Annotated in this window: 21 protein-coding genes, 1 tRNA gene and 4 pseudogenes; 21 read left to right on the top strand and 5 right to left on the bottom strand. The window is 66.2% G+C overall.

Features of this window, described 5'->3' with window-relative positions; translation table 11 throughout:
* Positions 1–13 precede the first annotated feature (13 nt).
* The gene (locus CACI_RS47440; protein WP_083795486.1) at positions 14–334 is read right to left on the bottom strand and encodes a hypothetical protein; all 321 of its coding nucleotides are present in this window, start codon (positions 332–334) and stop codon (positions 14–16) included.
* A 191-nt stretch (positions 335–525) separates the two neighbouring features.
* Positions 526–726: pseudogene (locus CACI_RS49515) on the bottom strand (IS5/IS1182 family transposase); the annotation flags it as partial.
* A 113-nt stretch (positions 727–839) separates the two neighbouring features.
* Here CACI_RS49515 and CACI_RS54035 point away from each other — a divergent pair.
* From CACI_RS54035 to CACI_RS49520, 15 genes and pseudogenes are all read left to right on the top strand, one after another.
* Positions 840–1,962, top strand: a pseudogene (locus tag CACI_RS54035) (integrase core domain-containing protein).
* A gap of 570 nt (positions 1,963–2,532) precedes the next feature.
* Positions 2,533–3,237: a hypothetical protein gene (locus CACI_RS02675; RefSeq protein ID WP_223297440.1), complete on the top strand. Its 705-nt coding sequence runs from the start codon at positions 2,533–2,535 to the stop codon at positions 3,235–3,237.
* Positions 3,207–3,602 (top strand): integrase core domain-containing protein, encoded by a 396-nt coding sequence (locus CACI_RS51980; protein WP_223297441.1) that lies wholly within the window; start codon positions 3,207–3,209, stop codon positions 3,600–3,602. Before CACI_RS02675 ends, CACI_RS51980 begins: the two co-directional genes overlap by 31 nt.
* Positions 3,603–3,708: 106 nt before the next feature.
* Entirely contained in the window at positions 3,709–3,861 is a 153-nt protein-coding gene (locus CACI_RS50935) for a hypothetical protein (RefSeq protein WP_190276718.1), read from the top strand.
* Positions 3,862–4,597: 736 nt separating this feature from the next.
* Positions 4,598–5,800: a cysteine desulfurase family protein gene (locus tag CACI_RS02685; protein WP_012784779.1), complete on the top strand. Its 1,203-nt coding sequence runs from the start codon at positions 4,598–4,600 to the stop codon at positions 5,798–5,800.
* Positions 5,801–6,190: 390 nt separating this feature from the next.
* Positions 6,191–7,615 carry a 30S ribosomal protein S12 methylthiotransferase RimO gene (gene rimO, locus CACI_RS02690; RefSeq protein WP_012784780.1) on the top strand — a complete coding sequence of 475 codons (1,425 nt, stop codon included), beginning with the start codon at positions 6,191–6,193 and terminating at the stop codon, positions 7,613–7,615.
* A 27-nt stretch (positions 7,616–7,642) separates the two neighbouring features.
* A complete protein-coding gene (locus tag CACI_RS02695; protein ID WP_012784781.1) occupies positions 7,643–8,902 on the top strand; it encodes an MFS transporter in 1,260 nt (419 codons plus the stop codon).
* 22 nt (positions 8,903–8,924) lie between these two features.
* The gene (gene selD / locus CACI_RS02700; RefSeq protein ID WP_041541025.1) at positions 8,925–9,920 is read left to right on the top strand and encodes a selenide, water dikinase SelD; all 996 of its coding nucleotides are present in this window, start codon (positions 8,925–8,927) and stop codon (positions 9,918–9,920) included.
* A 36-nt stretch (positions 9,921–9,956) separates the two neighbouring features.
* Positions 9,957–11,090 (top strand): acyl-CoA dehydrogenase family protein, encoded by a 1,134-nt coding sequence (locus CACI_RS02705; RefSeq protein WP_012784783.1) that lies wholly within the window; start codon positions 9,957–9,959, stop codon positions 11,088–11,090.
* Positions 11,087–11,944 carry a phosphate/phosphite/phosphonate ABC transporter substrate-binding protein gene (locus CACI_RS02710; protein WP_012784784.1) on the top strand — a complete coding sequence of 286 codons (858 nt, stop codon included), beginning with the start codon at positions 11,087–11,089 and terminating at the stop codon, positions 11,942–11,944. Before CACI_RS02705 ends, CACI_RS02710 begins: the two co-directional genes overlap by 4 nt.
* Positions 11,922–13,094 carry a ferritin-like domain-containing protein gene (locus CACI_RS02715; RefSeq protein ID WP_012784785.1) on the top strand — a complete coding sequence of 391 codons (1,173 nt, stop codon included), beginning with the start codon at positions 11,922–11,924 and terminating at the stop codon, positions 13,092–13,094. Before CACI_RS02710 ends, CACI_RS02715 begins: the two co-directional genes overlap by 23 nt.
* A gap of 32 nt (positions 13,095–13,126) precedes the next feature.
* Positions 13,127–13,411: pseudogene (locus CACI_RS47445) on the top strand (L-seryl-tRNA(Sec) selenium transferase); the annotation flags it as partial.
* Between the two features lie 63 nt (positions 13,412–13,474).
* The gene (locus CACI_RS02720) at positions 13,475–14,548 is read left to right on the top strand and encodes an integrase core domain-containing protein (protein ID WP_012784787.1); all 1,074 of its coding nucleotides are present in this window, start codon (positions 13,475–13,477) and stop codon (positions 14,546–14,548) included.
* A gap of 5 nt (positions 14,549–14,553) precedes the next feature.
* Positions 14,554–14,808: a tyrosine-type recombinase/integrase gene (locus CACI_RS02725; protein ID WP_223297715.1), complete on the top strand. Its 255-nt coding sequence runs from the start codon at positions 14,554–14,556 to the stop codon at positions 14,806–14,808.
* Positions 14,809–14,956: 148 nt separating this feature from the next.
* The gene (locus CACI_RS49520) at positions 14,957–15,469 is read left to right on the top strand and encodes a hypothetical protein (protein ID WP_012784788.1); all 513 of its coding nucleotides are present in this window, start codon (positions 14,957–14,959) and stop codon (positions 15,467–15,469) included.
* 133 nt (positions 15,470–15,602) lie between these two features.
* Here CACI_RS49520 and CACI_RS02735 read toward each other — a convergent pair.
* Positions 15,603–15,675: transfer RNA gene (locus tag CACI_RS02735), tRNA-Arg, on the bottom strand.
* A gap of 288 nt (positions 15,676–15,963) precedes the next feature.
* Between CACI_RS02735 and glnII the strand changes: the two are divergent.
* A pseudogene (glnII, locus tag CACI_RS02740) lies at positions 15,964–16,987 on the top strand (glutamine synthetase GlnII).
* A gap of 239 nt (positions 16,988–17,226) precedes the next feature.
* Entirely contained in the window at positions 17,227–19,293 is a 2,067-nt protein-coding gene (locus CACI_RS02745; protein ID WP_143765127.1) for a PIG-L family deacetylase, read from the top strand.
* Between the two features lie 16 nt (positions 19,294–19,309).
* Here the strand turns inward: CACI_RS02745 and CACI_RS02750 are convergent, their stop codons facing one another.
* On the bottom strand, positions 19,310–19,717 hold the full coding sequence (locus tag CACI_RS02750) for a VOC family protein (protein WP_012784791.1): 408 nt from the start codon (positions 19,715–19,717) through the stop codon (positions 19,310–19,312).
* Between the two features lie 58 nt (positions 19,718–19,775).
* On the opposite strand from CACI_RS02750, the gene CACI_RS02755 reads away from it, so the two are divergent.
* Genes CACI_RS02755 through CACI_RS02765 form a run of 3 tightly spaced genes read left to right on the top strand, consistent with a single transcriptional unit; the run spans position 19,776 to position 21,932 of the window.
* Complete coding sequence (locus CACI_RS02755) at positions 19,776–20,264, top strand: MarR family winged helix-turn-helix transcriptional regulator (protein WP_012784792.1); 489 nt, start codon at positions 19,776–19,778, stop codon at positions 20,262–20,264.
* A 28-nt stretch (positions 20,265–20,292) separates the two neighbouring features.
* On the top strand, positions 20,293–20,640 hold the full coding sequence (locus CACI_RS02760) for a YciI family protein (RefSeq protein ID WP_012784793.1): 348 nt from the start codon (positions 20,293–20,295) through the stop codon (positions 20,638–20,640).
* Positions 20,637–21,932 carry an RNA polymerase sigma factor gene (locus CACI_RS02765; RefSeq protein WP_012784794.1) on the top strand — a complete coding sequence of 432 codons (1,296 nt, stop codon included), beginning with the start codon at positions 20,637–20,639 and terminating at the stop codon, positions 21,930–21,932. Before CACI_RS02760 ends, CACI_RS02765 begins: the two co-directional genes overlap by 4 nt.
* A 181-nt stretch (positions 21,933–22,113) precedes the next feature.
* On the opposite strand, the gene CACI_RS02770 is transcribed toward CACI_RS02765, so the two are convergent.
* Positions 22,114–22,353: a hypothetical protein gene (locus tag CACI_RS02770; protein WP_012784795.1), complete on the bottom strand. Its 240-nt coding sequence runs from the start codon at positions 22,351–22,353 to the stop codon at positions 22,114–22,116.
* Positions 22,354–22,576: 223 nt separating this feature from the next.
* On the opposite strand from CACI_RS02770, the gene CACI_RS44955 reads away from it, so the two are divergent.
* Positions 22,577–24,241, top strand: coding sequence for a helix-turn-helix domain-containing protein (locus tag CACI_RS44955; RefSeq protein ID WP_012784796.1), 1,665 nt, complete (start codon positions 22,577–22,579; stop codon positions 24,239–24,241).
* The last annotated feature ends 30 nt before the right edge of the window (positions 24,242–24,271 follow it).

Raw genomic sequence — 24,271 nt, forward strand, 5'->3', positions numbered from 1 at the left:
CGCAGGCACTGGATCACAGTTGCGTGAGGCCACCGTCCACCAGACTTCGAGTACGGCGACGACGACTTTGTTTCACAGCGACCACAGCGTTGTCAGCCGGACCGGAAGACACGCGGCGCAGCCGCCGATGATCAGCAGGGTCGGCTGTGGACCGGTCACGCGGTGATCGCCAGCCAGCGTTGAGGTAGACGCCTGCTGAGAGCCCGGTTTCGCGCTGGTACGGCGCGGACAGGTTGGGGATCAGCGGAAACCATACGAGCAGAAGCAGGCCGGACAGGAAGGCCGGTACTCGCAGATAGTTGATCCACGGCAGGTTGCCTTCCTGGGCCGACACCCGTTCACCCGCGAGCGGCCCCGAAGCTGCCAGCCCCGCCGGTCTGTCTCATCTATCTCCGGCCTGCGCACCAATTCGCATCCAGATCAATGAGCCGAGAACTATACGGCCGCAAATAGTCGGGCGCGCCCTCCCGCAATTTCCGCAGCTTTGCCGACGCTTTTTTATATAAGAGCGACCGAGGATAGGTGTTACTTCAGGCGCCGGGCGGTGGGTCGGGTATCCCATCGGTAGCGGGTGCGGGCTTCCCAGATGAGTGCACGGACGGTGACGAACGCGGCGGCGAGGTAGAGGTAGAAGTCGACGACCTTGCCGTCGCGTTCGAAGCAGCGGCGGATCTTGGCGTAGCTGTTCATCCACGGCTGCGATCGTTCGACAACCCTGCGCCTGCCGAATACCTTGTCCGTGCAGGTCAACCGCATGTGTGGGCTTGGTATGGAGGCTGTCGGCCCAGGATCGATCTTGTGCTGTGGTCTCGGCAAGGTGTCGGCCATGTTGGCCGGTTGTGTTGCTGCGTCTGACCTATCTCGCCGTGACCAACGCCTTCGCCGTTCTGCGGTTGCTGCCGATGAGCGACCGGGACAAGGATGCGGAGATCTTGGCCCCGCGTCATCAGCTCGCGGTCCTGCAGCGGCAACTCGGTCCGGCCGGTGCCAGGTTTGCCCCAGGGGACCGGGCCTTCCTCGCGGCGCTGCTGCAACCTCTGTCTCGGGCATCGTCGCGTCGGCTGCATCTGATCGTCAGCCCGGACACGGTGCTGCGATGGCACCGTGATCTAATGCGCCAGCGCCATGCGAATACCTGCCGGCCGCAGCGAACCGGGCGCCTGCGTACTGTCGCCTCGATCAGGCGGCTGGTGCTCCGTCTGGTCCGGGAGAACCCACACTGGGGCTACCGCCGAGTCCACCGCGAACTGGCCACCCTGGGCATCAAGGTCGCCGCCTCGACCGTCTGGGAGATCCTCAAGGATGAGGGCATCAACCCGGCACCCGAGCGCCGCCAGCACTTGGGCCGCGTTCCTGCGCAGCCAGGCTGACGCGCTGCTGGCGTGCGACTTCATCGAGACCGTGACACTGACCGGGCAGCGCCAGTACATCCTGGCCGTCATCGAGCACGCCACCCGGCGCATCCGCGTGCTGGGCACCACTGCCCATCCCACCGCGGCCTGGGTCGCCCAAGCAGCACGGAACCTGGTCATGGACCTTGAAAACGCCGGAGCCGCAGTCAAGTACCTGATCCGCGACCGGGACGCGAAGTTCCCGCCGCTGTTCGACGAGATCCTCGCCCAGGCCGGGATCCAGGTCGTGCTCAGCGGCATCCGCATGCCGCGGATGAACTCGATAATGGAGCGTTGGGTGCAGACCTGCCGCCGCGAACTGCTGGACCGCACCTTGATCTGGAACCAGCGCCATCTACTACACGCCCTGCGCCAGTATGAAACGCACTACAACAGCCACCGCGCCCACCAAGCGATGCAGCAGGCCGTGCCACTACGCGCAGTGCCCCCACCGATCACCGGCCCACACATCACCGACCCACACATCACCGGCCCACACATCACCGACCTCGACATCCGCCGACACGGCCGACTCGGCGGAACCATCCACGAGTACCGACACGCCGCCTGACCTGCCCGGACGACATTATCGGCAGGCGCAGTGTTGGGGAGCCTTCCGCCGAACGGGCGAAAGATTATGCTCGGAGGCGGATTCGGCGTGCTTGTCAGTCGCCCCTCATGACAAGATTCGGGCGGCATCCCGAGCAGCACAACCTCTTTACTTGATGAGGAGCGTAAATGGTGATCGCGGCCATTCCGGCGACCTTCGTAAGGCGGCTTGTCGTCGCCACATCCGTATTCGCATCTTCCCTCGGAGGAGTCATTTTCTTAGCTCCGGCCGCGAACGCAACGCCGGCGCAATGCGTTGCCATTGCTTTGGCGGCCGCTCCGGACGCGAATAGGGGCCGAATCATCGAGGGTTGCCATTCCGGGCCCGATATGCATAGATGCTTTGTTCACCTGGTAGCTGCTGGCGTTGACGCAGTAGATGCCTACGACGCCTGTGAAGCCGCCCAGGACTGACCGTACCTGTCCTTGCCGAGAACCTCGTCCGTGCTGGTCGGGGGAATATCCAGATCATGATGACGGTAATTGTCCGCCGGTGGGATCGTAAGTTCTCGTGTGCTTACGCTTCGCCTACGTGCTGCCCGTCCGCGTCGTCGCCGCGCTTCGATTGTGGCGGTGCGGCGACGATTACAAGACCATCGAGATCCTGCTGCTCCGCCACCAACTCGCGGTTTTGCAACGTCAACTCGCCGCGACAGGAAAGCGTCCGCGGCCTGACTGGGCCGATCGCGCGATCATCGCGCTGCTGCTTGGTCTGGTACCCAAAGCGCGCCGCGTTGGACTGCGTCTTTTCGTTACCCCAGACACCATCCTGCGCTGGCACCGCGACCTGCTGCGGCGACGCCGGGCGAAGAAGTCCCGCCCGAAGAACGGACGTCTGGCCACCCACCGGAATATCAAGACCCTGATTCCGCGCATGGCACGCCAGAATCCGGGATGGGGCTACCGTCGGATCCACGGTGAGCTGGCGGGACTCGGCATCGCCGTCGCGGCCTCCACCGTCTGGGAGATCCTCAAGGAAGCCGGCGTCGACCCGGCACCGCGACGCGGCTCGGTGACTTGGGCGAGCTTCCTGCGGTCCCAGGCCGAAGGAATTATTGCCGCCGACTCCTTCACAGCCGACCTCCTGGACGGCACAAAGGTGCACGTCCTGGCCGTCATCGAGCATGCCACCCGCAGGATCCGTATCCTCGGCAGTACGCTCCATCCGACCGGTGAGTGGACCACGCAGAGGCCCGTAACATGCTCATGGACCTCGACGACGCTGCTACCACGGTGAAGTTCCTGATCCGCGACCGCGGATCCAACTTCACCAAAGCCTTCGACACCGTCCTGGCCGACGCCGGCATCCCTACCGTGTTGTGCAACGTGCGAACCCCACGCATGAACGCGATCACGGAACGCTGGATCGGATCCGTCCGCCGCGAACTCCTGAACCGCACCCTGATCTGGAACCACGAACATCTCCGCCAGATCCTGCGCGACTACGAGTTCCACCACAACACCCACCGGCCGCACATGGGCCTGTCCGGAGCCGCCCCGCTCAAGCCGCTGCCGCCGGACATCACCGATCTCGACGCTTTCCGAGTCCGACGAACCCGCCGCGCGGGCGGCGTCATCAACGAGTATCGAACAGTCGCTTGACCAGCATGGATGAGCTTTTCGGCAAGGACAGGCCGCAACCGTCCTGATCTTGCTTGAGATTTCATCCCGCGTTGTGATGGACCAAATGGGTTGGTCCAGCCCTCAGATGATCGAGCGGTACGGGCACGTCACCGATCGCAGGCGCCGCTCGCTGGCAGACCGGATAGACGGCTTCCTGGTCGGCTTGACGGACGCCGAGAAGGGGGACGCGGAGCCGGAGACGGATGACGCGGAGGAGACCGAGGAAGACCCCAACTGAGACGACAAGTGAGACCGGTCTGGAAGTAGGGCACGCAAAAGCTCCTCCGCTTGCGATGGCGGAGGGGTTTTGACCTGCTATTTCATGTGCCTAACATGAGTGCGCACGAAGGGATTCGAACCCCTAACCTTCTGATCCGTAGGATCGTCAGGGGCTTGATGCAGAGCCTCTTTGACTATCCCTTCGTGCCCCAATTTCCTGTTTCGTCCTTGCGCTATCTCGCGACTAGTGCCGGTCATACGGGCCTGGTTTCGCACGGTTCCACGACATCCGCTCACATCCCGCTCACATCCCGCTCACACGCCAGGCCGTGGCGCCGTAGGTCGGCCTCGTACCTACGTGCCGCATCATTTGCGGCTTGAGTGCGACGCCGTCGAGTGACCAAAGTTGGGCCAGCGTGAGCAACATGGTCATAACTAGTGACTGAGCTTAAGGTGGTATACCTCACCCGGTACTTCTGGAGCTCTGGCGCCTCGTTAACCTTTGCCGCTCCCCAGACGATCTTGAGTTCTACTTTAAGACTACGGTCGGGAGCGTTCCCGACTGTCGGATAGCGGGTCAGTAGCGGGCTCATGGCCCTCTCCGTCCACTAATACGCTCTGGCTGCGCTGCGAGGCCGAGCGATGGTGCCGACAGGGCTGAGGAATCGCACGTCAGTGCGACGCCCCACTGAGACGGAAGTGGAGAGCAGCGTGGACATATGCGAGATGACGTACGGTGCGGTCGGGGAGTCCTCATGACCCTACGCACTTCTCCGCCCCATCCCGGGCTGGCCGGCGGGCCGGTCTACCTGGACTACAACGCCACGACCCCCGTTGACCCACGCGTCGCGGACGCGATGGTGCCCCACCTCACGTATCTGTTCGGCAATCCGTCCAGCAGCCATGCCTACGGCGCCGGGCCCAGGACGGCGATGCAGCGGGCGCGCGGGCAGGTTGCAGCCGTGATCGGTGCTCGGTCGGAGGGGGAGATCGTGTTCACTGGGTCGGGTTCGGAGGCTGACCTGCTCGCGCTGCGCGGTGCAGTTCTGGCCGCGGGGGGCCCGCGCCCGCATGTAATAACTCAGGTTACAGAACACCCGGCGGTTCTGGAGACGTGCAGCGCGCTCGAGCGCCTGCACGGGGCGCAGGTCACGGTGCTGCCGGTCGACGGGTACGGAATGCTCGAGCCGAGCACACTGGCCGCCGCCCTGGAGCGGCCGACTGCTCTGGTATCGGTCATGGCCGCCAACAACGAGACTGGCGCGTTGCAACCGATCGCCGAACTGGCCGCGCTCGCCCACGCACGTGGGGCGTTGTTCCACTGCGACGCGGCTCAAGCCGTTGGGAAGATCGCGCTCGACGTGCGTGCCCTGGGGGTGGATCTCCTCACCATTGTCGGACACAAGATGTATGCGCCTAAGGGTGTCGCCGCGCTGTACGTGAGGGAAGGCGTCAGGTTGGAACCGGTCGTCTACGGCGGCGGCCAGGAACGTGCACTGCGATCCGGCACCGAGAGCGTTGCCCTGGCCGTGGCTCTCGGTGCCGCGGCCGAGCTTGTGGTCGAGGACCTCGCGCATAACGAGCCCGCTCGTGTCGCCGCTCTGCGCGATGAGTTGCACCGGCTTCTGACCGCCGGTTGGCCGGGCCGTGTCCGCCTCAACGGCCCTGACGCGGCCCGCCTGCCGAACACGCTTAATGTCAGCATTGACGGGGTCCGCGGGTACGAAATGCTCGCTTCCGTGCCTGACGTTGCGGCGTCCACCGGTTCGGCCTGCCACAGCGGCGACCACACCACCCCATCGGCTGTCCTGACTGCCATGGGCTTCGACGAAGACCGTGCGTTGGGGTCCGTCCGCCTCTCACTGGGGCGCTGGAGTACTCGGCGAGAGGTTGAGAAGGCGGCGCGCGCGCTAATCGGGCATAAGTTGCCAAATAGGGATGAAGCTCCGCCACGATAGGCAAGTTGGCGACCCAGCGGTCTTGACCGTTTCCTTCGCAGAATCCTGTCTCTCTGCCGTTCCTTCTCAGGGCCCTGTCTGCTACCGTCACCAAAAGTTGCTGCCTAGGTAGTGGAGGGGAGGAACTATGTCGACGATCGAGCAGTTGGCTGAGGCGGCTCGCAAGAGCCAGAAGAACAAGGCGCTGGCCAAGAGCGAGCCGCGCGACGGTCGCATTCTCGACAGCCCTACTTGATGACCGATCTGCTGTCCGTGTGACAGCCCGTCGGCCTAGGGCCAGAGCAGATGAGAGTCTGCCGGAGAGCATCTCAGTACTTTGCGCGGTCCCAGCCGCCGTCGTGCTGGGGCCGCGTGGGGTTCGACAGCTTTCAACCAGTTAAACGGGGTATCATGGCGGCTAGTCGTGGCACGGTATCGCTCGTCACATTGGGCTGCGGACGAAACGAAGTCGATTCCGAGGAGCTCGCGGCTCGTCTCGAGTCGGCAGGGTGGGAACTCGCCGATCCTGACTCCGTCCCGGGTGAGTCTGACATCATCGTAGTCAATACCTGCGGCTTCATAGAATCGGCGAAGAAGACGTCGCTGGAGACGCTTGTCGCAGCGTCCAATGCCGAAGCGAAAGTAGTAGCCGTAGGCTGTGTGGCCGAGCGCTACGGCAAGAGGCTTGCCGAGGCCCTGCCGGAGGTCGACGCTGTACTGTCCTTCGACGATTATCCCGACATATCACAGCGCCTCGACGATGTCGTGCGAGGGAAGAAGCACGAGTCCCACACGCCGCGCGACCGCCGGCGTCTGCTTCCAATTGCGCCCGTGGATCGTGCGAACAACAGCAGCGTGGTGGCACCGGGCCACGGAATAGTCAGGCAGGACTCCGAAGCTGGTTTGGGCGGCTCTATCTTCCTGCGGAAGCGACTGGGCGGCGGAGGCCCACTGGGTGACGGAGTGGTTGCACCGCTGAAGCTAGCCTCCGGCTGTGATCGTCGGTGCTCGTTCTGCGCCATACCTTCGTTCAGAGGTGCCTTCATCTCGCGCACCCCCGATGACATCGTTGCCGAAGCCGAATGGCTCGCTGACGCTGGCGTTCGTGAACTGATTCTCGTTAGCGAGAACTCCACTTCGTACGGCAAGGACTTCGGCGACCTCCAAGCCTTAGAGAAGCTGTTGCCGAGGCTCACATCCCTGGTGAGTCGCGTTCGGATCAGCTACCTTCAGCCGGCCGAGCTTCGTCCCACGCTCATTGAAGCCATAGGGGGCATCCCCGGTGTCGCGTCATATTTCGACTTGTCGTTCCAGCATGCCAGCGGCCCCGTCTTGCGGAGGATGCGCCGCTTCGGTGATCGTGAGCGTTTCCTAGAACTGCTTGACAAGATCCGCGTTATCGCCCCCGAGGCCGGCATGCGATCCAACTTCATCGTCGGCTTTCCAGGGGAGACAGAGGACGACTACGGCGAGGTCGAGAGGTTTGTCTCTGAGGCGAGGCTCGACGCGGTCGGTGTCTTCGGCTACTCCGACGAGGAGGGCACCGAAGCGTTGGGACTACCCGACAAGGTGGAGCAGTCTCAGATCGCAGATCGGGTCGCCAGGCTGACCGTGATCTCACGGAAGGCGATGGACGACCGCGCGGCGGAGAGGGTCGGCTCCGAGATCGAGGTCATTGTCAAGCATCCAGGCCGAGGTTGGGCAGCACATCAGGCACCGGCTGTCGACGGATTCGTGACGCTGACGGGGAGCTCGTCAGAGGCCGGGGATGTCCTGCGTGCGCGAGTCACCGGACAGGACGGCGCGAACCTCATCGCCGAAGCACTCGCGAAATAACCGACGATAGCAGCGACAGCACCCGACATGACAGCTCAAGCAATAGTGAGCGATCAACGGCAATCCAACTATCGTCAGGTATTCGCGATACGCGAGTTTCGATACGTCTTCACGGCGCACTCGGCATCAATGCTGGGCTCCGTGGTCACCGATGTCTCGCTATCCGTCCTCGTCCTCGAGCGTACGGGATCCCCGTTTCTGGCTGCGCTGACGTTCGCGTTGGGATTCATGCCCTATGCCTTCGCAGGCACGTTGCTCGCCGGGATAGGAGACAGGTATCCGGCACGACTGCTCCTTGTGACGTGCAATTGCGTATCCGCGGCGACAGTTGCCGTCATGGCCATGCCATTTACGCCAATTTGGGCACTAATTGTTCTGAGATTCGCCGCCTCGACAATACAGCCAATCTTCACGTCGGCGCGAGCAGCGAGTCTTCCTGAGTTTCTAAAAGGGGACCGCTATACACTCGGACGGTCGATCCTGCGAATAGTGAACCAGAGTACACAGATTATCGGTTATGCAACCGGCGGCCTACTCCTGTTGGTTATTCAGCCTCGCCAGGCGCTATGGATCGACGCCGCAAGTTTCGCTGTATCGGCTGTCCTGCTCCGTGTGGGGACCGTGGGTCGTCCGGCCCGCATCACCGATCGCAAGGCGCAAGGCACACTGATCCGCGAGTCGCTGTCCGGCGCGCGGGCCGTGGTGAGGCAACCACGTATCAGGGCACTGTTGTTCCTATGGTGGACGGCCCCGGCGCTTGCCGGTATACCCGAAGGGCTGGCGGCACCGTACGTGCGGCAGATACACGCGGCATCAGTCAGCGTTGGCCTCCTCATGGCGTCCGCAGCTGTCGGCACTATCGGAGGCGAGGTGGCGATCGGCACGCTGGTCGGCCCTGCGCGCCGGATGCGGTTGGTGGTTCCTCTGGCCAGCTGTTCGCTTCTTCCTTTGGCGGTGTTTGTCCTCCGGCCGGACGTGATCGTGGCGATTGCCCTGATGGGGCTGACCGGGGTGGCCGACGCATACATGCTGGGTTTGGATCAGTGGTTCTTGGAAGCGGTGCCTGACGAACTGCGCGCCCAGGCCTTCAGCATCATGTTCGCAGGGATCATGCTCACACAGGGGCTGACCATTAGCATCGGCGGCTTGGCGGCCGAATTCGCCGCCCCGAGTTTGGTAATTGCGATCTCTGCAGCCGTGGGAACGGTCGTGATCGCCCTTGTCTGCAGATCGGTTCTCCGAACTGCTCCTTCTCCCTCAAGCGAGGAGTCGATAAGTGTCGGTTGACGTCGAACAGCCGTCCGGTGAAGTGACCCGGCGGCTGACCCAGTATGCGCACGGTGGCGGCTGTGCCTGCAAGATCCCGCCTGGCGAGCTCGAAAGCGTGGTGGCGCAACTCGCCGCCGCGGAGCCCGCGAAAAGTCCGTACGAGCTGTTGGTCGGCCTCGAGACCGGTGACGACGCAGCCGTCGTCCGTTTGACTGGCGATACCGCGATCATCTCTACCGCGGACTTCTTCACTCCCGTAGTGGACGATGCCTATGACTGGGGTCGGATCGCCGCGACGAACGCCCTATCCGACGTCTACGCCATGGGTGGCACGCCGGTTACCGCAGTGAACCTCTTGTCCTGGCCTCGGGACGTACTTCCTCTGGAGTTAGTTGCCGAGGTTCTGCGGGGTTGTCTTGATGTGACCCGTGCCGCCGGGTGTCACCTAGCAGGCGGCCACAGTGTGGACGACCCCGAGCCCAAGTACGGGATGGCGGTCACTGGTGTCGCCGATGCACGACGGCTCCTGCGCAATGACGCAGCCACGCCGGGCCTGCCCCTAACCCTCACCAAGCCGCTGGGCATCGGAGTACTCAATAGCCGTCACAAAGCGACGGGGGAGGTTTTCCCCCAGGCGGTCGATGCGATGACGACCCTGAATGCCGATGCCGCGACCGCGGCGCTCGCGGCTGGTGCGACGTGCGCGACGGACGTCACCGGCTTCGGACTGCTCGGCCATCTCTACAAGTTGGTGCGGGCTAGCGGTGTGACAGCGGTGATCGACCCAGGCGCTGTCCCGTATCTCGAGGGCGCACGCCGGGCTGCGCTCGACGGATTCGTCAGCGGCGGAACCAGGCGGAATCTCGCCTGGGTTAACGAGCACGTTGCCTGGGGGAGTGGCGTTGATGAGGTTGAACGGCTGCTACTCGCTGATGCACAGACCTCTGGCGGCCTGCTGATCGTCGGCGAGGTACCAGGGTTCCCCGTCATCGGTGAGCTCGTGCTGGCTGGCCCGCGATCTCTTGTCATCGGCTGAGTGTGACCTGCTTCGATCTGAGAGAGGGAGAAGAAAATGATGTTCGACAGGGAGCTTCTCGACACGATAGTCAACGAGGTGGTGGCTCCGGCTGCGGCCGAGGTTGACACGAACGCGGCATTCCCCCGCGAGGGAGTGGATGCGCTGGCCCGGGCCGGGGTGTTGGGCCTCACGGTGCCGAAGCAGTTCGGAGGCGCGGGTGAAGGCCTACGTTCGGCTGTGAATGTCATTCGGACGCTGTCCTCGGCGTGTGGATCGACCGCCATGGTTGTCGCGATGCACTACAGCGGGACAGCGGTCCTCGCATCGCAGGAACGTGCCGATGTGCTTCAGGACATAGGCGATGGCCGGCACCTAACCACGTTGGCGTTCTCCGAAGTCGGTTCGCGCAGTCACTTCTGGGCACCGCTGAGCACTGCGAAGGCTGACGGGGACGACGTCCTGCTTGATGCTAGGAAGAGCTGGGTGACGTCCGCCAGCCAAGCCGACAGCTACGTTTGGTCGAGCCGGCCGATGGCGGCCGATGGCCCTATGTCGCTGTGGTTCGTGCCCTCAGACACCCCCGGGCTGTCGATTCCCCGAGCGTTTGACGGTATGGGATTGCGGGGTAACGACTCGTCACCCGTGACGGCGGACGGGGTCAGGGTGTCCCAGACTTCTCTGCTCGGCGACGATGGCAAGGGATTCGACTTGGCCATGGCGGCGGCATTGCCAGTCTTCCTCGTGCTTAATGCCGCAGCTGGGATCGGATTGATGGACGCCCTGCTCGCCGAGGCGGTCAAGCACCTCTCCGCAACTAGGCTCGACCACCTGAACCAGTCGCTCGCCCAGCAATCGCCGGCGCGGCTGACGCTCGCCCGGATGCGGATCGAGGCCGACCGGACACGGTGTCTGCTCGATGAGACGCTATCCGCGCTCGAACAGGAACGCCCCGACGCACAGCTGTTTCTGTTGGAAGTGAAGGCGGCCACGGACGAGTCGGCCGCGCTCGTCGCGGACCTCGCGATGAAGGTGTGTGGAGGCGCCGCATTCCGCAAGGAGTTGGGGATCGAGCGGCGCTTCCGCGACTCGCGCGCTGCACGGGTGATGGCCCCCACAACTGACGTACTCGAGGATTTCGTGGGGCGGGCGCTGTGCGGCCTCCCGCTGTTCGACGGGCCCGCCGCATGAGCAACCGGGTCCTGCTCGGCGCGGTCGCCTACGATTCGAAGGTCGTCACGATCTGGGACGGTTTCCGTCAGTGGTTCCGGGACCGCGACTTGGACTTCGATTACGTCCTGTACTCCCACTACGAGCGTCAGATTGAGGACCTGGTTGAGGGCCACATCGATGTGGCGTGGCATTCGCCGTTGGCGTGGGTCCGGACGGTGCGTCTCGCGCGGGCACGGTCAGTCGGTGTGCGGGCCGTGGTGATGCGAGACAGTGATCGGGATCTGGTATCGGCGGTCTTGGTCCGAGCCGACTCCGATCTCGCGTCGCTCGACGATTTGCGCGGTCGGAGTGTGGCGACGGGAGCGATCGACTCTCCTCAAGCCCATCTGCTGCCGTTGTCGATGCTCCGGGAGGCCGGGCTTCGCCCGGATGTCGACTTCAAGGTCTCGCGTTTCGACGTGCGGGTCGGGTTGCACGGCGACCACGTCGGCGGCGAGCGCGACGCGGCGGTGGCGCTGCGGTCCGGCCTGGTCGACGCCGCATGCATGTTGGATGCCAACACGTTGCTGTTCTCTCGGGAGGGAACGCTGCCAGCGGGGTCGGTCAGGGTATTGGCGAAAACTGAGCCCTTCGACCATTGCACCATGGCGGTCGGTCCGGGTGCCGACAAGTCGACGGTCGACCGATTCACGGCGCTCTTACTTGGCATGGCGTACGACGATCCGACCGTTCGGCCACTGTTCGACCTCGAGGGTCTCAAACAATGGTTGCCCGCGCGGACGGATCGGTACAGCGCCTTGGAACGCGCGGTGGACGAGTTGGGTTTCCTCGACGCTGAGGGGAAGCTGTGTGCTGACGATTATCGACCTTGAGGGGCTGGGGCTCGACGCCGGAGCCCATCTCGTTCTCAACCGGGCCCTGACCGGCCTGCCAGCCGGCGGGCGCCTGGCCGTTGTCGGCGGAAACCAGATGCTCGGGGTGCAACTCGGAGCCTGGTGCAGGTCGGAGGGCCACGGGTTCGACCCCGCAGACCCGCCCGTGGTCATTAAGGGCACGGCGGACGACGCCCGAGCCCGCGCCACTCAGCGGGCGGGATCCCCATCGCATGTCGACGAGCGGGCTGATGCCGCGTGGGGGCTTGCGGCTCGAGGGGCTCTCGTCGAGCCCGGCGGCCCGCTTTTGTCTGTGGACTGGGTCGACCGTGATTTGGTTTGGGCCGACGTGGCGCCGAGGCTGTATTCGCGTGCCGCCGCCGAACAGTGGGATCCGGCGACTGCTATCGACTGGGCCTCGCACGCCGATGTGCCCGACGAGGTCGAGGACGCGGTGGTCCAGATAATGACCTACCTGATCGAGAACGAACAGGCGGCACTCATGCTCCCGGCGCGCCTGCTGGCACGCCTGCATCCGCACTTCCGCGAAGTCATGCAGTTGTTCGCCGTGCAGATAGCCGACGAGGCGAGGCACGTCGAGGTCTTCACCCGCCGTGCCTTGCTGAGCCGAGACGAACTCGGCGTGTCCGGGGCGGGTGGACGCGCGTCCCTCCAGACCCTGCTCGACGAGCCTGACTTCACACTGGCCTCGTTCCTGCTGTCGGTGCTCGGGGAGGGCAGTTTTCTCGATCTGCTGCGGTTCCTCAATGTGCACGCGCCCGATCCGATCACTGCGACGATGACCAGCTTGGTCGGTCGCGACGAGGCCCGGCACGTGGCATTCGGTGTTGCCCATACTGCACATGCGGCGAAGGCCGACGCGCGTTTCCTCGGACGCCTCCGCATGGCGGTGGAGCGCCGCCATACAGCTCTGATTGACACGGCGGGCCTCAACAAACAGGTGTTTGACGCCCTCGTCGTCCTGGCCGCCGGATCGTGGGAGACCTCTGCGATCGCGAAGGGCTGGCGCGCGGTCGAAGAGCTGCAGAAGCGGATGGAAGACGGTCGTCGTCACCGGCTGAGCTTGATCGGCTTTCCCGACGACGAAGCGGCAGAACTCGCTGCTCTGCACACCCGTAACTTCATGTGATCCATCAGCACCGAGCCAGTGGGAGAGAAGGCATGTCCGACGTGCGCCGCGACATACCTCGGACTGACGTCGTCCTGGCGGACCCGCGCCTCGCCGCAGCCCGAGCCCGACTCGGTGTGGATGCCGTCAAGGCAGCCGTCCGCGGAGCCCAGCAGAAAGCTCGCGACGGCGAAATCGCCGCAGAGGCAGTCGTGGAGGTTGCCGTAGCCTCCTTGCCTAGTTCCGCGACCACCTTGAGACCCATCCTCAATGCCACTGGCGTGGTGCTCCACACGAATCTCGGGCGGGCGCCTCTCGCCCCTGCCGCTGTCGAGGCCTGTGATGGTCAGAAACTCGGCCATCAGGCTGACCTGGGCTGATGCGGTGGAATTATCGGGTCTGTGGCTGTCGGTCTGCTGTACCGGATCTTCGTGAGCGTTCTGTCATGGCTGGCTCTATTGGCTCGATCGCAGGCGTCGAAAAACGCCGAGATACTCGTGTTGCGCCAGGAGGTGTCGGTGCTACGCCGCACGAATCCGAAGTCGAGAATCTCCTGGACCGCCCGAGCCGTGCTCGCGGCGCTGTCCAAGCTTCTGCCCAAGACCCTTCGCGGCCACCGGATCGTCACCCCGGGCACGCTGCTGCGCTGGCACCGCCGCCTGGTCGCGAACAAGTGGCGCCAGCCGAAGGCGCCGGGCCGGCCACCGATCAGCGACGGACTCGTCCAGCTGATCGTCACCATGGCACAGGAGAACCGCACCTGGGGCGCGGTACGGATCCAAGGCGAGCTGCGCCGGCTCGGACACCGCGTGGCCGCGGCCACGATCCGCAAGGTCCTGCGCGCCCGCCGGATCCCGCCGCCGAAACACCGCGACGACTCCTGGCGCACGTTCCTGCGGACCCAGGCCGATACCCTGCTGGCCACGGACTTCTTTCACATCGACTGTGCAGTCACCCTCGCCAGGGTCTACGTCGCGTTCGTCATCGAGTACTCCACCCGCCGGGTCCACCTGCTCGGCATCACCCGATACCCGACCGCCGCCTGGGCCATCCAGTTGGCCAGGGACTTCACCGCAGACCTCGAAACCACAGGACGCCGCTTTACACACCTCGTCCGGGACCGTGACGCCAAGTTCACCGCCGCGTTCGACGCGGTCCTCAGCGCCGCCGGCATCACCGCGGTCACGACCATGCCGCAAACACCGAAGATGAACGCCATCGCCGAACGGTTCGTCGGCACCGTTCGTCGCGACTGCACCGACCGTATCCTCGTCGCCGGCGAACGCCATCTGCGTGTCATCCTGAACGGGTACATCGCGCACTACAACGCCGGCCGTAGCCACCAAGGCGCCGGAATGAGCTTGCGCGCCCCAGACGACGATCCGAACGTGATCCCGTTCCCAGCCCAGATCGACCAGATCCGACGAAAACGCATCCTCGGCGGACTGATCAACGAGTACGAGCCTGCCGCATAACAGCCCTGGTCAGCCCCGCTGGCCGAGTTTCTGACCACCACAGGCTGCACGACGCACGACACACAGCCGCAACCGTGCTGATCCTGCTGGAGGTCTCCTCCCGCATCGTGATGGACCAAATGGGTTGGTCGAGCCCTCAGATGATCGAACGATACGGACACGTCACCGACCGAATGCGCCGTGCGCTTGCGGATCGAATCGATGGGTTCCTGTCCACGCTTACCGAAGGGCCGTCCGAGGAGGGACAGGCCGCGACCTGACCGCTATATCGGCTCTGTACAGGCGCGATGCGGTAGGCCTGCACAAGGCCGGGCAGGTGGTTGAGATGTCACAACTACGGCTATTGATGGGCATTACGGTTGTCGCCAGACGCCAAAGAGCGATGGCGGTGGACCCATGGAGGACCGGATGGCCGACGACCACCTAATCAGCGAAGACGAGACGCGACGAATAGCCGAGGCTTTTGTCGCGGGCGCGTCCTGGCTTGGTAAACCGGCCTGGGGAAAGACGGGGACCGGTCTGCTTGGTGCGTGGCACGCACCTGGGTGGTACCCCGAGGACGAAGAGAGAGATTTTGGTGGCCAGGAAGGTAGCTGGTCATGGGCAGTTAAAACGGTGGACCCCAGCGGCCAGAAGCAGGTCCTCAGCCACGAAAAGGTCCTCGAAGGAGTCCGGGGTCTCGTCTTCGGCGAGACAGACGACCCCCTTGACCAGCTTGCTATCCGCAAGCTCAAGCAGTGGTTCACCGAACCAGCTGCTGAGCGCCACAAGCTGACTCTCGATGATGCTCTCAGCTCGCGCGTCTGCCAGCAGGCGTTGTTTGGACGCAAGGTCTTCCCCGTGGGCGACGAAGTGTCGTGGAGCGACAAGAAGCCCGACTGGTTCGAGGACCAGCGGCCGACGGCTGAGGACGCTTCGTAGCGTCGATGCCACTGGCGTTTTAGAGCCCAACTGAGACAAGAAGTGAGACCGGCCCAGAGCAGGGCACGCAAAAGCCCCTCCGCTTGCGATGGCGGAGGGGCTTTGACCTGCTATTTCATGTGCCTAACATGAGTGCGCACGAAGGGATTCGAACCCCTAACCTTCTGATCCGTAGTCAGATGCTCTATCCGTTGAGCTACGCGCGCTGGCGATGGTGTCGATAGTACACGGCGGAGGGGGTTCGTCGAAAATCGGTATTGGGTGGGGGTGTTGGGGCTGGTCGTGGGGGGTGTGGGGGGTCACGGTGGGTTGTCGGGGGGTGATTGTGGGTCAGTTGATGTGGCGTTAACACGGGCGAAACGGGGGGGACTTCGGGGGTGGTGAGGGTGGGGGTGCTCGGTGGTGGGTGTGCTGGGCTGCGCGGGTGGTGGTTGGGGCTCGCGGTGGCGGGGGTGTCGGTTCCGGTTCTTCGAGTGCGTCTGGTGAGGTGCGGGATGGTCTACAAGGCTGAGTACATCTGGATTGACGGTGGGGGTGCCCACGGCGGGGCTGCGGGCGAAGACGCGGGTGCTCGCGGACGGGGCTGTGCCGGGGGTGTGGGGGTTCGACGGGTCTTCGACGGGGCAGGCGGAGGGGCGGTCTTCGGATCGGGTGCTGCGGCCGGTGTTCACCTGCGCGGATCCGGTGCGGGGTGGGGATGCGGTGCTGGTGCTGTGTGAGGTGGAGAACATCGACTTCTCTCCTCACTCCTCCAACACGCGGGCGGAGGCTCGGGGGGTTGCCGAGCGGTTCGCTGAGCAGGAGGCGTGGTTCGGGATCGAGCAGGAGTACACGCTCTTCCGGGGTGGGCGGCCTCTGGGCTTTCCGGAGGGTGGTGGCTTTCCGGCGCCGCAGGGTCCTTACTACTGCGGGGTGGGTGGCGGCGCTGTCTTCGGGCGGGAGCTGGTGGAGCGGCATCTGGACTACTGCCTGGCTGCCGGGCTGACGATCGCGGGGATCAACGCCGAGGTCATGCCGGGGCAGTGGGAGTTCCAGGTCGGGCCGGCCGGGCCGGTGGAGGTGGCCGACCACATGTGGGTGGCGCGCTATCTGCTGCTGCGGGTCGCCGAGGAGTTCGGGGTGTCGGTGTCGTTCGACGCCAAGCCCGAGAAGGGTGACTGGAACGGCGCCGGGGCGCACACCAACTTCTCCACCAAGGCCATGCGCGAGTCGTACGATCCGATCATCACCGCGTGTGAGGCGCTGGGGGAGGGCGACAAGCCGGCCGAGCACGTCCGCGCGTACGGCTCCGGCATCGAGGACCGCCTCACCGGCCAGCACGAGACCGCCCCGTGGAGCGAGTACAGCTACGGCGTCTCGAACCGCGGCGCCTCGGTCCGCATCCCGTGGCAGGTCGAGGTGGACAAGAAGGGCTACATCGAGGATCGGCGGCCGAACGCGAACGTCGACCCGTATGTGGTGACCCGGCTCATCGTGGACACCTGCTGCAGCGCACTGGAGAAGGCCGGACAGGTATAGCAAATGTAGGCGTTCTTTGTGAGGCACTCTTTGTGAGTCGCGGCTTGTGAGTCGAGCTTGTGAGCTGCGGGAAGGTTTGTGGCGGCGCCCCCGATCCTCTGTGGATCGGGGGCGCCGTTGCGTGTGCGTGTGCGTTCGGAAAGTAGTGGGCGACTCCGGAGACAACCTCCCGGGCTTCCACCGCGTCCCGAATATGGTTTGCGGGGAAATCCAGTCACACGGGAGTCAAGGTGCCTAACTTGTCTCGTCGCGAGCTCGGTCTGCTCGGGATGGGAGCACTGGCGCTCGGCGCGTTCGGTGCCGATCACGCCGTCACTGCCGCCGAGGCCGACTTGGTCGCGTATCCGGCCCGGCTTGCCGGCCGGGTCGCGTTCCTGCATGTCGTCGCGCATCCGGATGACGATCTCTACTTTCTGAATCCGGACATCGCCGACTCGGTGCGCACTGGGGGTGAGGTGACCACGGTCGTGCTCACGTCGGCCGAGGCCGGGGGTGGTGCGTCCTTCGCGGCGGCGCGCCAGCACGGGCTGCGCTCGGCGTACGCGCGCATGGCGGGGGCGGAGGACGACGCTCCGTGGCGCCGCAGCGTGTTGGTCACCCGTGGGGGTGAAGCCGAGCTGTGTGAGCTGGAGGCGGACGCGCGGGTGCGGCTGGTCTTTTTGGACATCTCCATGGGCAGCTACACCGGCTCCACGCCTGAGGACGAGAACCACACGCCGCTGGCAGCTCTCTTCCAAGGCACGCTGACGACCCGTCCGGTCCTGCAGCCGAGCGAGACCTCGATCACCGCCGGCGTCTACACCCGGGACCAGCTCGTCGGCACGCTCACCGACCTGATGGACCACTTCCTGCCGACCGTCGTGCGCACCATGGACCCCGACCCCGAACGGCGCGGGATCGGCCCGAAGGAGCGCGCCTGGCTGACCGACTCCGGCGTGCACACCGACAACGAGGACCACACCGCCGCCGCCTGGTTCACCTATGCGGCCTACGCCGACCACCGGGCCCGCCGCGGACCCTCCGCCGTCCGCCTGGACTCCTACGTCGGCTACGGCAACGCCCGCTGGCGCCACAACCTCGGCGGCTCCAGCGCCCGCGAGAAGCTCCGCCTGCTCGGCGTCTACGGCTGGGCCGACCGGCGCAAGTGCGGCGACCCCGTCGGCTGCGGCGACCGCACGGTCGGCGGCGACGCGGCACGTCCGGGCTGGTCGCAGAGCACGAACCTGCGCCACGTCGGGACCACCGACTGGCTCCGCACCGGCCCGGACGGACGGCTCCGAGCCTTCGCGGTTGTGGGCGGTCACGCGGTCGTCTGGAGCGAGACCGCGCCTGGCAGCGGCAAGTTCAGCCCGGGGAAGGCAGTGAACGCAGATCAGAGCACTGTTTCCTCGCTGACTCCTCATCTTGCGGTTTCAGTGGGACTCGATCGGCGCGCGCAGCTCGTTGGGCTTCGTGCCGCCACCGACCCCGATCGGGGTACCTGGACGCAGGAAGTAGTCGTCTCCGGCGAGCGCCCCGACGGCAGCTTCACCCCCTGGACCGCCCTCGGCGCGCCAACCGGCGCCCAGACCAAGGACGCCCACGCCGTCGGCTGCCCGACCGCGATCGTCGACGGCCGCGGCATGCTCCACGTCTTCGTCCGCAACGCTGACATGACCGTGTCGTGGCGTCGTCGCGATCTCGTGACACCCGGCGCGACCTGGACCGACTGGCGCGACATAGGCGGACGCCGGGTCCGCGACGGCTTGACCACCGCGCTCACTCCTGAGGGTGACATCGAACTCCACGCCGTCGGCCGCACCTTGTGGACTTGGCGCATCGGCGCCGGTGCGACCGGCGAGCCGCAACGCACTCATTCAGCCCTCCCCCCAATGGGTGACCCGCCGACGGTCCACGCACTCCAAGGCGGCGGTGCGCTCCTGGCCGCCCGCGCCGCCGACACCGGCGTCCTGACCGTCCTGTCCCGTCCGTCCGGCGGCGCCTGGCGTCCCTGCGCCGGCAAGCTCGGCGGCCAGGGCGGCTTCGGCGTCGTCGCGATCCAGCCGCACGGCGGCGGTGTCTTCCTGGCTCAGCGCGGGCGTCGTGGCGTGGTTGAGGTCGTATGGCAGGCGCAGGTTGGTACGGCAGGCGGCGTTCGCCGCTGGCTCGGCGGACCCGGCCCGATCCTGCGTCCCTCGTTGACCGTTGACGCGCACGGTCGGGTCGTGGCTGCCGCGATCGGACCCGAGGGCGCGCTCTATACAGCGCGGATCAACGCCGGAGATGTGCCGCGGACGCTGACCTGGCAATCGACCGCGTTGGCTTAGTTCGGCTTAGTACGGCTTAGTACGACTGCAACTCGATCAGGTTCCCCTCGGGATCCCGCACATGAGCGGTCCGCATCGTCGGACCCCACTCCGGACGGTCCGTCGGCCCGACGACCAGCGTCGCGCCGTGTCGCACGCACAACTCAGCGCCGGCGTCCACGTCCTCGACGCGGCACACGAACATCGTGTGGTCCTGTGCGGGCGCGGCGCTCGCCGGCAGGTCCCGGGTCCCGGCCAGGGCGGCCATCGCCGCGCGGTCGAACAGGATCAGGACCGCCTGGTCCTCGACGTCCCAGTTGGCGTACGGCCCGCCCGCGGAGCCCTTCATCAGCTTCGCGCCGAGCATCTCGGGCAGCACGGCCTCGTAGAAGCCGAACATCTCCGCGAAACGGGTCACCAGCAGGCGGGGGTGCAGCGCGTCCATGGCGTCTCCAAAATTAGTGGGTGTTCACCCATGATGGGGCGACGCCTATAGTCATACCATGGATGACCTGCAGACGGCGCCGCCTTCTCTGACCAGCCTGACCACCTACCTGCTCTCGCGGACCGGGAAGATCGCTCGCGGGCGGCTGGCTGAGCGTTTCTCCGAGCGCGGGCTGCGGCTGTGGCACCACGCGGTGCTGGCGGCGCTCGCCGATTTCGGGCCGCACGTGCAGCGCGACCTCGCGGCGCGGTTGGCGATCGATCCCAGCGATATGGCGAAGATCATCGACGAGCTGGCTGGGAGGGGAACCGTCGAGCGGGCCCGGGACGCCGCGGACCGTCGGCGCATCACCGTCACGCTCACCGACGCCGGCCGGACATTGCTCGCCGAGCTGGACGCGGAAGCCGATGTCGTCCAGAGCGAGGTCCTGGAACCGCTCACGAAGGACGAGCGAGAGCAGTTGCATGCCCTGCTCGGGAAAGTGTTCGAGGAAAATAATTCGCGAAGGGCTGTCGATTCCGCGCGACCCGTTCGACGGCAGGGGTGAATCGACCGCACCACCAAGGAGACCCACCATGGCCCAGTACGCGATCCTCTTGTTCGACACCGCGGGTGCCGGCGACTACACCCCCGAGCAGCAGCAGGCGAGCCAGCGGCACGCCGAGGACCTCATCGAGTCCGGCGTCCTGAGCAGCGCCTACGCCCTGGATTCCGTCGAGACCGCCACCTCCGTGCGCGGCGACGCGGTCACCGACGGGCCCTTCATCGACGCCAAGGAGGTCGTCGCCGGGTTCTATGTCGTCGAGGCTCCCGACCTGGACGCGGCGCTGGAGCTGGCCAAGCGCAATCCGGCCGTGCAGTGGGGGCGCGGCGGCATCGAAGTGCGGCCCGTCGTGGGCAGCCTTCCGCCCAGCACTCGATGACGGACGCCGACGACGTCGCGCGGGCGGTCGCCGACGCGCATCGCCGCGAGTGGGCCTTCGTGCTCGCCGCGACGGTGCGCGTCGCGCAGGACTTCGACCTGGCCGAGGAATGTGTCCAGGAGGCGTACGCCGCCGCGCTGTCGGCGTGGAGGCGTGACGGCGTTCCCGCCAAGCCCGCGGCGTGGCTGACGACCACTGCCAAACGGCGCGCGATGGACGCCATCCGCCGCGAACGCACGCTCCGCTCGAAGCTCCCACTCCTGATCGAGCTGGAAGGTCGCGAAGGTCAGGAAGACCAAGAAGCCCGAGAAGGCCAACAGCACCACCAAGACCAAGCCGACCCGGAAGCCACCGTCCCCGACGAAAGGCTCCGCCTCATCTTCACCTGCTGCCATCCCGCGCTCGCCCAAGAAGCGCAGCTGGCGCTGACCCTGCGGCTGGTCTGCGGCCTGTCGACGCCGGACACCGCGCGGATGCTGCTGGTCTCCGAATCGACGATGGCGGCCCGGATCACCCGCGCGAAGAAGAAGATCTCCGCGGCGCGCATCCCCTTCCGTGTGCCGCGCGCGGCGGAGCTGCCCGACCGGCTCGGCGCCGTCCTCGGGGTCGTCCACCTGCTGTTCACCGCCGGTCACACCGCGCCTTCGGGCCCTGATCTGCTGCGCACGGAGCTGACCGACCGAGCCTTGTTTCTGGCGCGCACCCTCCGTGACCTCATGCCCGACGAGCCCGAGGTGCGCGGCCTGCTCGCGCTGTTCCTCGTCACCGACACCCGGCGCGCCACCCGCACCGACGCCGACGGCCGTCTACTCCGCCTGGAAGAGCAGGACCGCTCCCAGTGGGACGGGGAGGCTCTGGCCGAGGCGCACGAACTGATCGTCGCCGGACTGCGCGGCGGCCGTGCCGGGCGCTATCTCCTGCAGGCGGCGATCGCATCGCTGTACGCGCAGGCGCCGACGTACGAGGAGACGGACTGGTCGCAGCTCGTGGTCCTGTACGACCGGCTCCTCGCCGTCTGGCCGTCGCCGACCGTGGCGCTCAACAGAACCGTGCCGCTGTCGATGGCTCAGGGTCCGGAGAAAGCTTTCGACGCCGTCGCTGAGTTGGAGAAAGACGATCGGCTGGCGCGGTATCCGTACCTGCCGGCGATCAAGGCGGATCTGTGGCGCCGTCTCGGCCGCGACGCGGAAGCGACGAAGGCCTACCGCCAAGCGTTGGAGCTCACCGACAACGAAGCCGAGCGGGCTTTCCTCGCCGGTCGAGCAGGGGAAACCGGGCCGCCTGTTCGATAGAGTGCCCCCGGCCGTCGCGCTTCCTGGGCTTGGGGAGCGCGGCGGCTTGATACCAGACCTCAGAAACTGAATAACCCGCCCGGGCCGACTCGAACAGCGAGCCGTTCCCGGACGGGCTGGGATCCCCGTGAACCGGCACGCGGACTGCGGACGCGTGCCGGCAATCCCCCCGATGCCGGTGCTAGAGGCGGATCCCTCCGCAGACCGAGGCTGGAGCCACCGGCATCCACGGGCCGCGCGGCAGCTGCCGCACCCGTACCTGCTCGATGCCCCGGCCGCCGGGCGAGGACCATGTGCACTGGCCGTAGTATTCGGCGTCCCCGCGGGTCGAGAAGCCGTCCTCGACAGACAGTGACTGATTCTCCCCGTCGGTGCGGATGAACTCGACCGCCCAGTTCTCCGACTCCTGAGTCGTTCGCACGGCGAGTCCTCCTGAAGTCCGCCTCGGTTACACCAACTGCTCCACATCATCGCGCTGGGCGATGGGACAATGCGTCAACCGACATTTTCTCCCGGCAAGGCTGGGAGGAAAAGACCCCGGTCCCGTAGCAGGTGAACAGGCGCGCCACATTCGTGAGTACGGGAAGCAGCGTGACGGGTCCGGACGGTGAGGGGCCGCCCGCCGAGGCAGGGATCGCCGAACCATGAGCAGGAAACCCAGGAGTCTGAAACAGATCCAGGTCCAGCTGTCCGAACAGCTGCGGGCCTCCGACCATTCCTGGGCCGACATCGGCCGGGAGTTCCAGCGGCGGTTCCACGTCAACGCGCGTGTCGCGCTGCGCCAGGCCCGCGGCTGGACCCAGCCGGAGGCCGCGGAGCGGTGGAACCGGCGCTGGCCGGAGGATCCGAAGACCTTCAAGAACTTCTCCTACTGGGAGGCCTGGCCCAGCTCCACCGGCTACGCGCCGTCGCTGGAAGTGCTGGACCGGATGGCGCAGCTCTACGAGTGCAGCGTCGCGGACCTCCTGTCCGACCTGGACGACTACGGCGCCAAGAAGCGCCCGCTGTTCAGCCAGATCAGGGAACCGGGCCCGGGCGGCTCGATGAGCCTGCCGCCGCCCCGCCAAGCTCCGCAGTCGTACGCACTTGCGGCTGCGGTCCAGAACCCCGATGTGCGGTTCGATCCGTACTTCGGCGCCCCGCCGCCCAAGCCGCTGCGGGACGACGTCGGCACGAACCCCGGCGAGCTGTTGTCCTCCATGTCCTCGGCGGCGGAGATCAGTTCTCTGATCGAGCCGCCGGATGGCGGGAACAGCCTGTCGCGGCGCTCGGCGCTGCTGAATCTCAGCAGCCTGTTCGCGGTCGCCGCCGCCGCGCCGCTCGCGGGTGAGGCGGTCCTGCCGACCCCGGCCGGCCGCGTGGATCCGGCGATGGTGGAGAACACCGGGCTGATCGTCGGCGGCCTGCGCCAGCAGAACGCCGCCCTGGGACCGTCCGCGACACTGCAGACAGGGCTCGCGGTCCGCGCGATGATGGAAGCCGTGGTGAAGGACGCCCCGCCCGGACTGACCGGCCAGGCCTGGGTCGTCTACGGCGATCTGGCGCACCTGCTGGGCTGGATGATGTTCAACATGGGCCAGGACGAGGCGGCCCGGTTCTACTACGACGACGCCCGCAAGGCCGCCTACCAGGCCGACGACTACGAGCTGGCGGCGAACATCCTGGCGGCGCAGGCGCATCTGAGCATGTCCGCCGGGGACCACCAGACCGCGATCGACCACGCGCAGGCCGCCGAGGAGGCAGCCAAGCGCAGCCCGAGCCGGCGCGCCAAGGCCTACGCCGCCGACATGACGGCCCGGGTCTACGCCTCGGCCGGGCAGGGCGCCCGGAGCCTGGCGGCGCTGGAGCGCGAGCGGCGGCAGATGCAGCGCATCGACTGGGCCGAGCCGGCCGCCGAGCGGTGGGGCTTCTACGGTCCGGCGTTCTACTGGGCCCGGGAGAGCGAGTGCCACTTGCTGCTCGGGCACCCGGTGGAGGCCGCCGACGCCGGCGCCCTGGCGCAGCAGCGGTTCAATCCGGCCTACCTGCACAACAACGCGATGGCGCTCGCCCGCCGGGCGCAGGCGCAGGTGCAGTTCGGCGACGTCCCGGCGGCGTGCAAGGCGCTGGCGGAGGCGGCGCGGATGGCGACCCTGGCCGGTTCGGTGCGGCTCACCACCGAGATGACCAGGGCGCGCAAGCAGCTGGCGCCGTACAACGGCGAGGCGGTCGTGCAGGCGCTGGACGTGCGGCTGGACCACTACGCCAAGCAGCGCGGCGCCGTCGACAACGGCGGCCGCCCGGCGAATTCTATGGAAGAGGTCTTATAAAGGTCGCCGTTCTCCAGCGGCCGGCGAGGG

Origin of the sequence: Catenulispora acidiphila DSM 44928 (genome assembly GCF_000024025.1) — a bacterium.
Taxonomy (GTDB): Bacteria; Actinomycetota; Actinomycetes; order Streptomycetales; family Catenulisporaceae; genus Catenulispora; species Catenulispora acidiphila.

Coding starts and splice junctions, on each gene's coding strand:
- CACI_RS44955 (WP_012784796.1), top strand. CDS start 22,577: ATGAGCAGGAAACCCAGGAGTCTGAAACAGATCCAGGTCCAGCTGTCC.
- CACI_RS49520 (WP_012784788.1), top strand. CDS start 14,957: ATGGCCGACGACCACCTAATCAGCGAAGACGAGACGCGACGAATAGCC.
- CACI_RS02685 (WP_012784779.1), top strand. CDS start 4,598: ATGACCCTACGCACTTCTCCGCCCCATCCCGGGCTGGCCGGCGGGCCG.
- CACI_RS02695 (WP_012784781.1), top strand. CDS start 7,643: ATGACAGCTCAAGCAATAGTGAGCGATCAACGGCAATCCAACTATCGT.
- rimO (WP_012784780.1), top strand. CDS start 6,191: ATGGCGGCTAGTCGTGGCACGGTATCGCTCGTCACATTGGGCTGCGGA.
- CACI_RS02765 (WP_012784794.1), top strand. CDS start 20,637: ATGACGGACGCCGACGACGTCGCGCGGGCGGTCGCCGACGCGCATCGC.
- CACI_RS02760 (WP_012784793.1), top strand. CDS start 20,293: ATGGCCCAGTACGCGATCCTCTTGTTCGACACCGCGGGTGCCGGCGAC.
- CACI_RS02710 (WP_012784784.1), top strand. CDS start 11,087: ATGAGCAACCGGGTCCTGCTCGGCGCGGTCGCCTACGATTCGAAGGTC.
- CACI_RS02705 (WP_012784783.1), top strand. CDS start 9,957: ATGATGTTCGACAGGGAGCTTCTCGACACGATAGTCAACGAGGTGGTG.
- CACI_RS50935 (WP_190276718.1), top strand. CDS start 3,709: ATGATCGAGCGGTACGGGCACGTCACCGATCGCAGGCGCCGCTCGCTG.
- CACI_RS51980 (WP_223297441.1), top strand. CDS start 3,207: ATGGACCTCGACGACGCTGCTACCACGGTGAAGTTCCTGATCCGCGAC.
- CACI_RS02755 (WP_012784792.1), top strand. CDS start 19,776: ATGGATGACCTGCAGACGGCGCCGCCTTCTCTGACCAGCCTGACCACC.
- CACI_RS02750 (WP_012784791.1), bottom strand. CDS start 19,717: ATGGACGCGCTGCACCCCCGCCTGCTGGTGACCCGTTTCGCGGAGATG.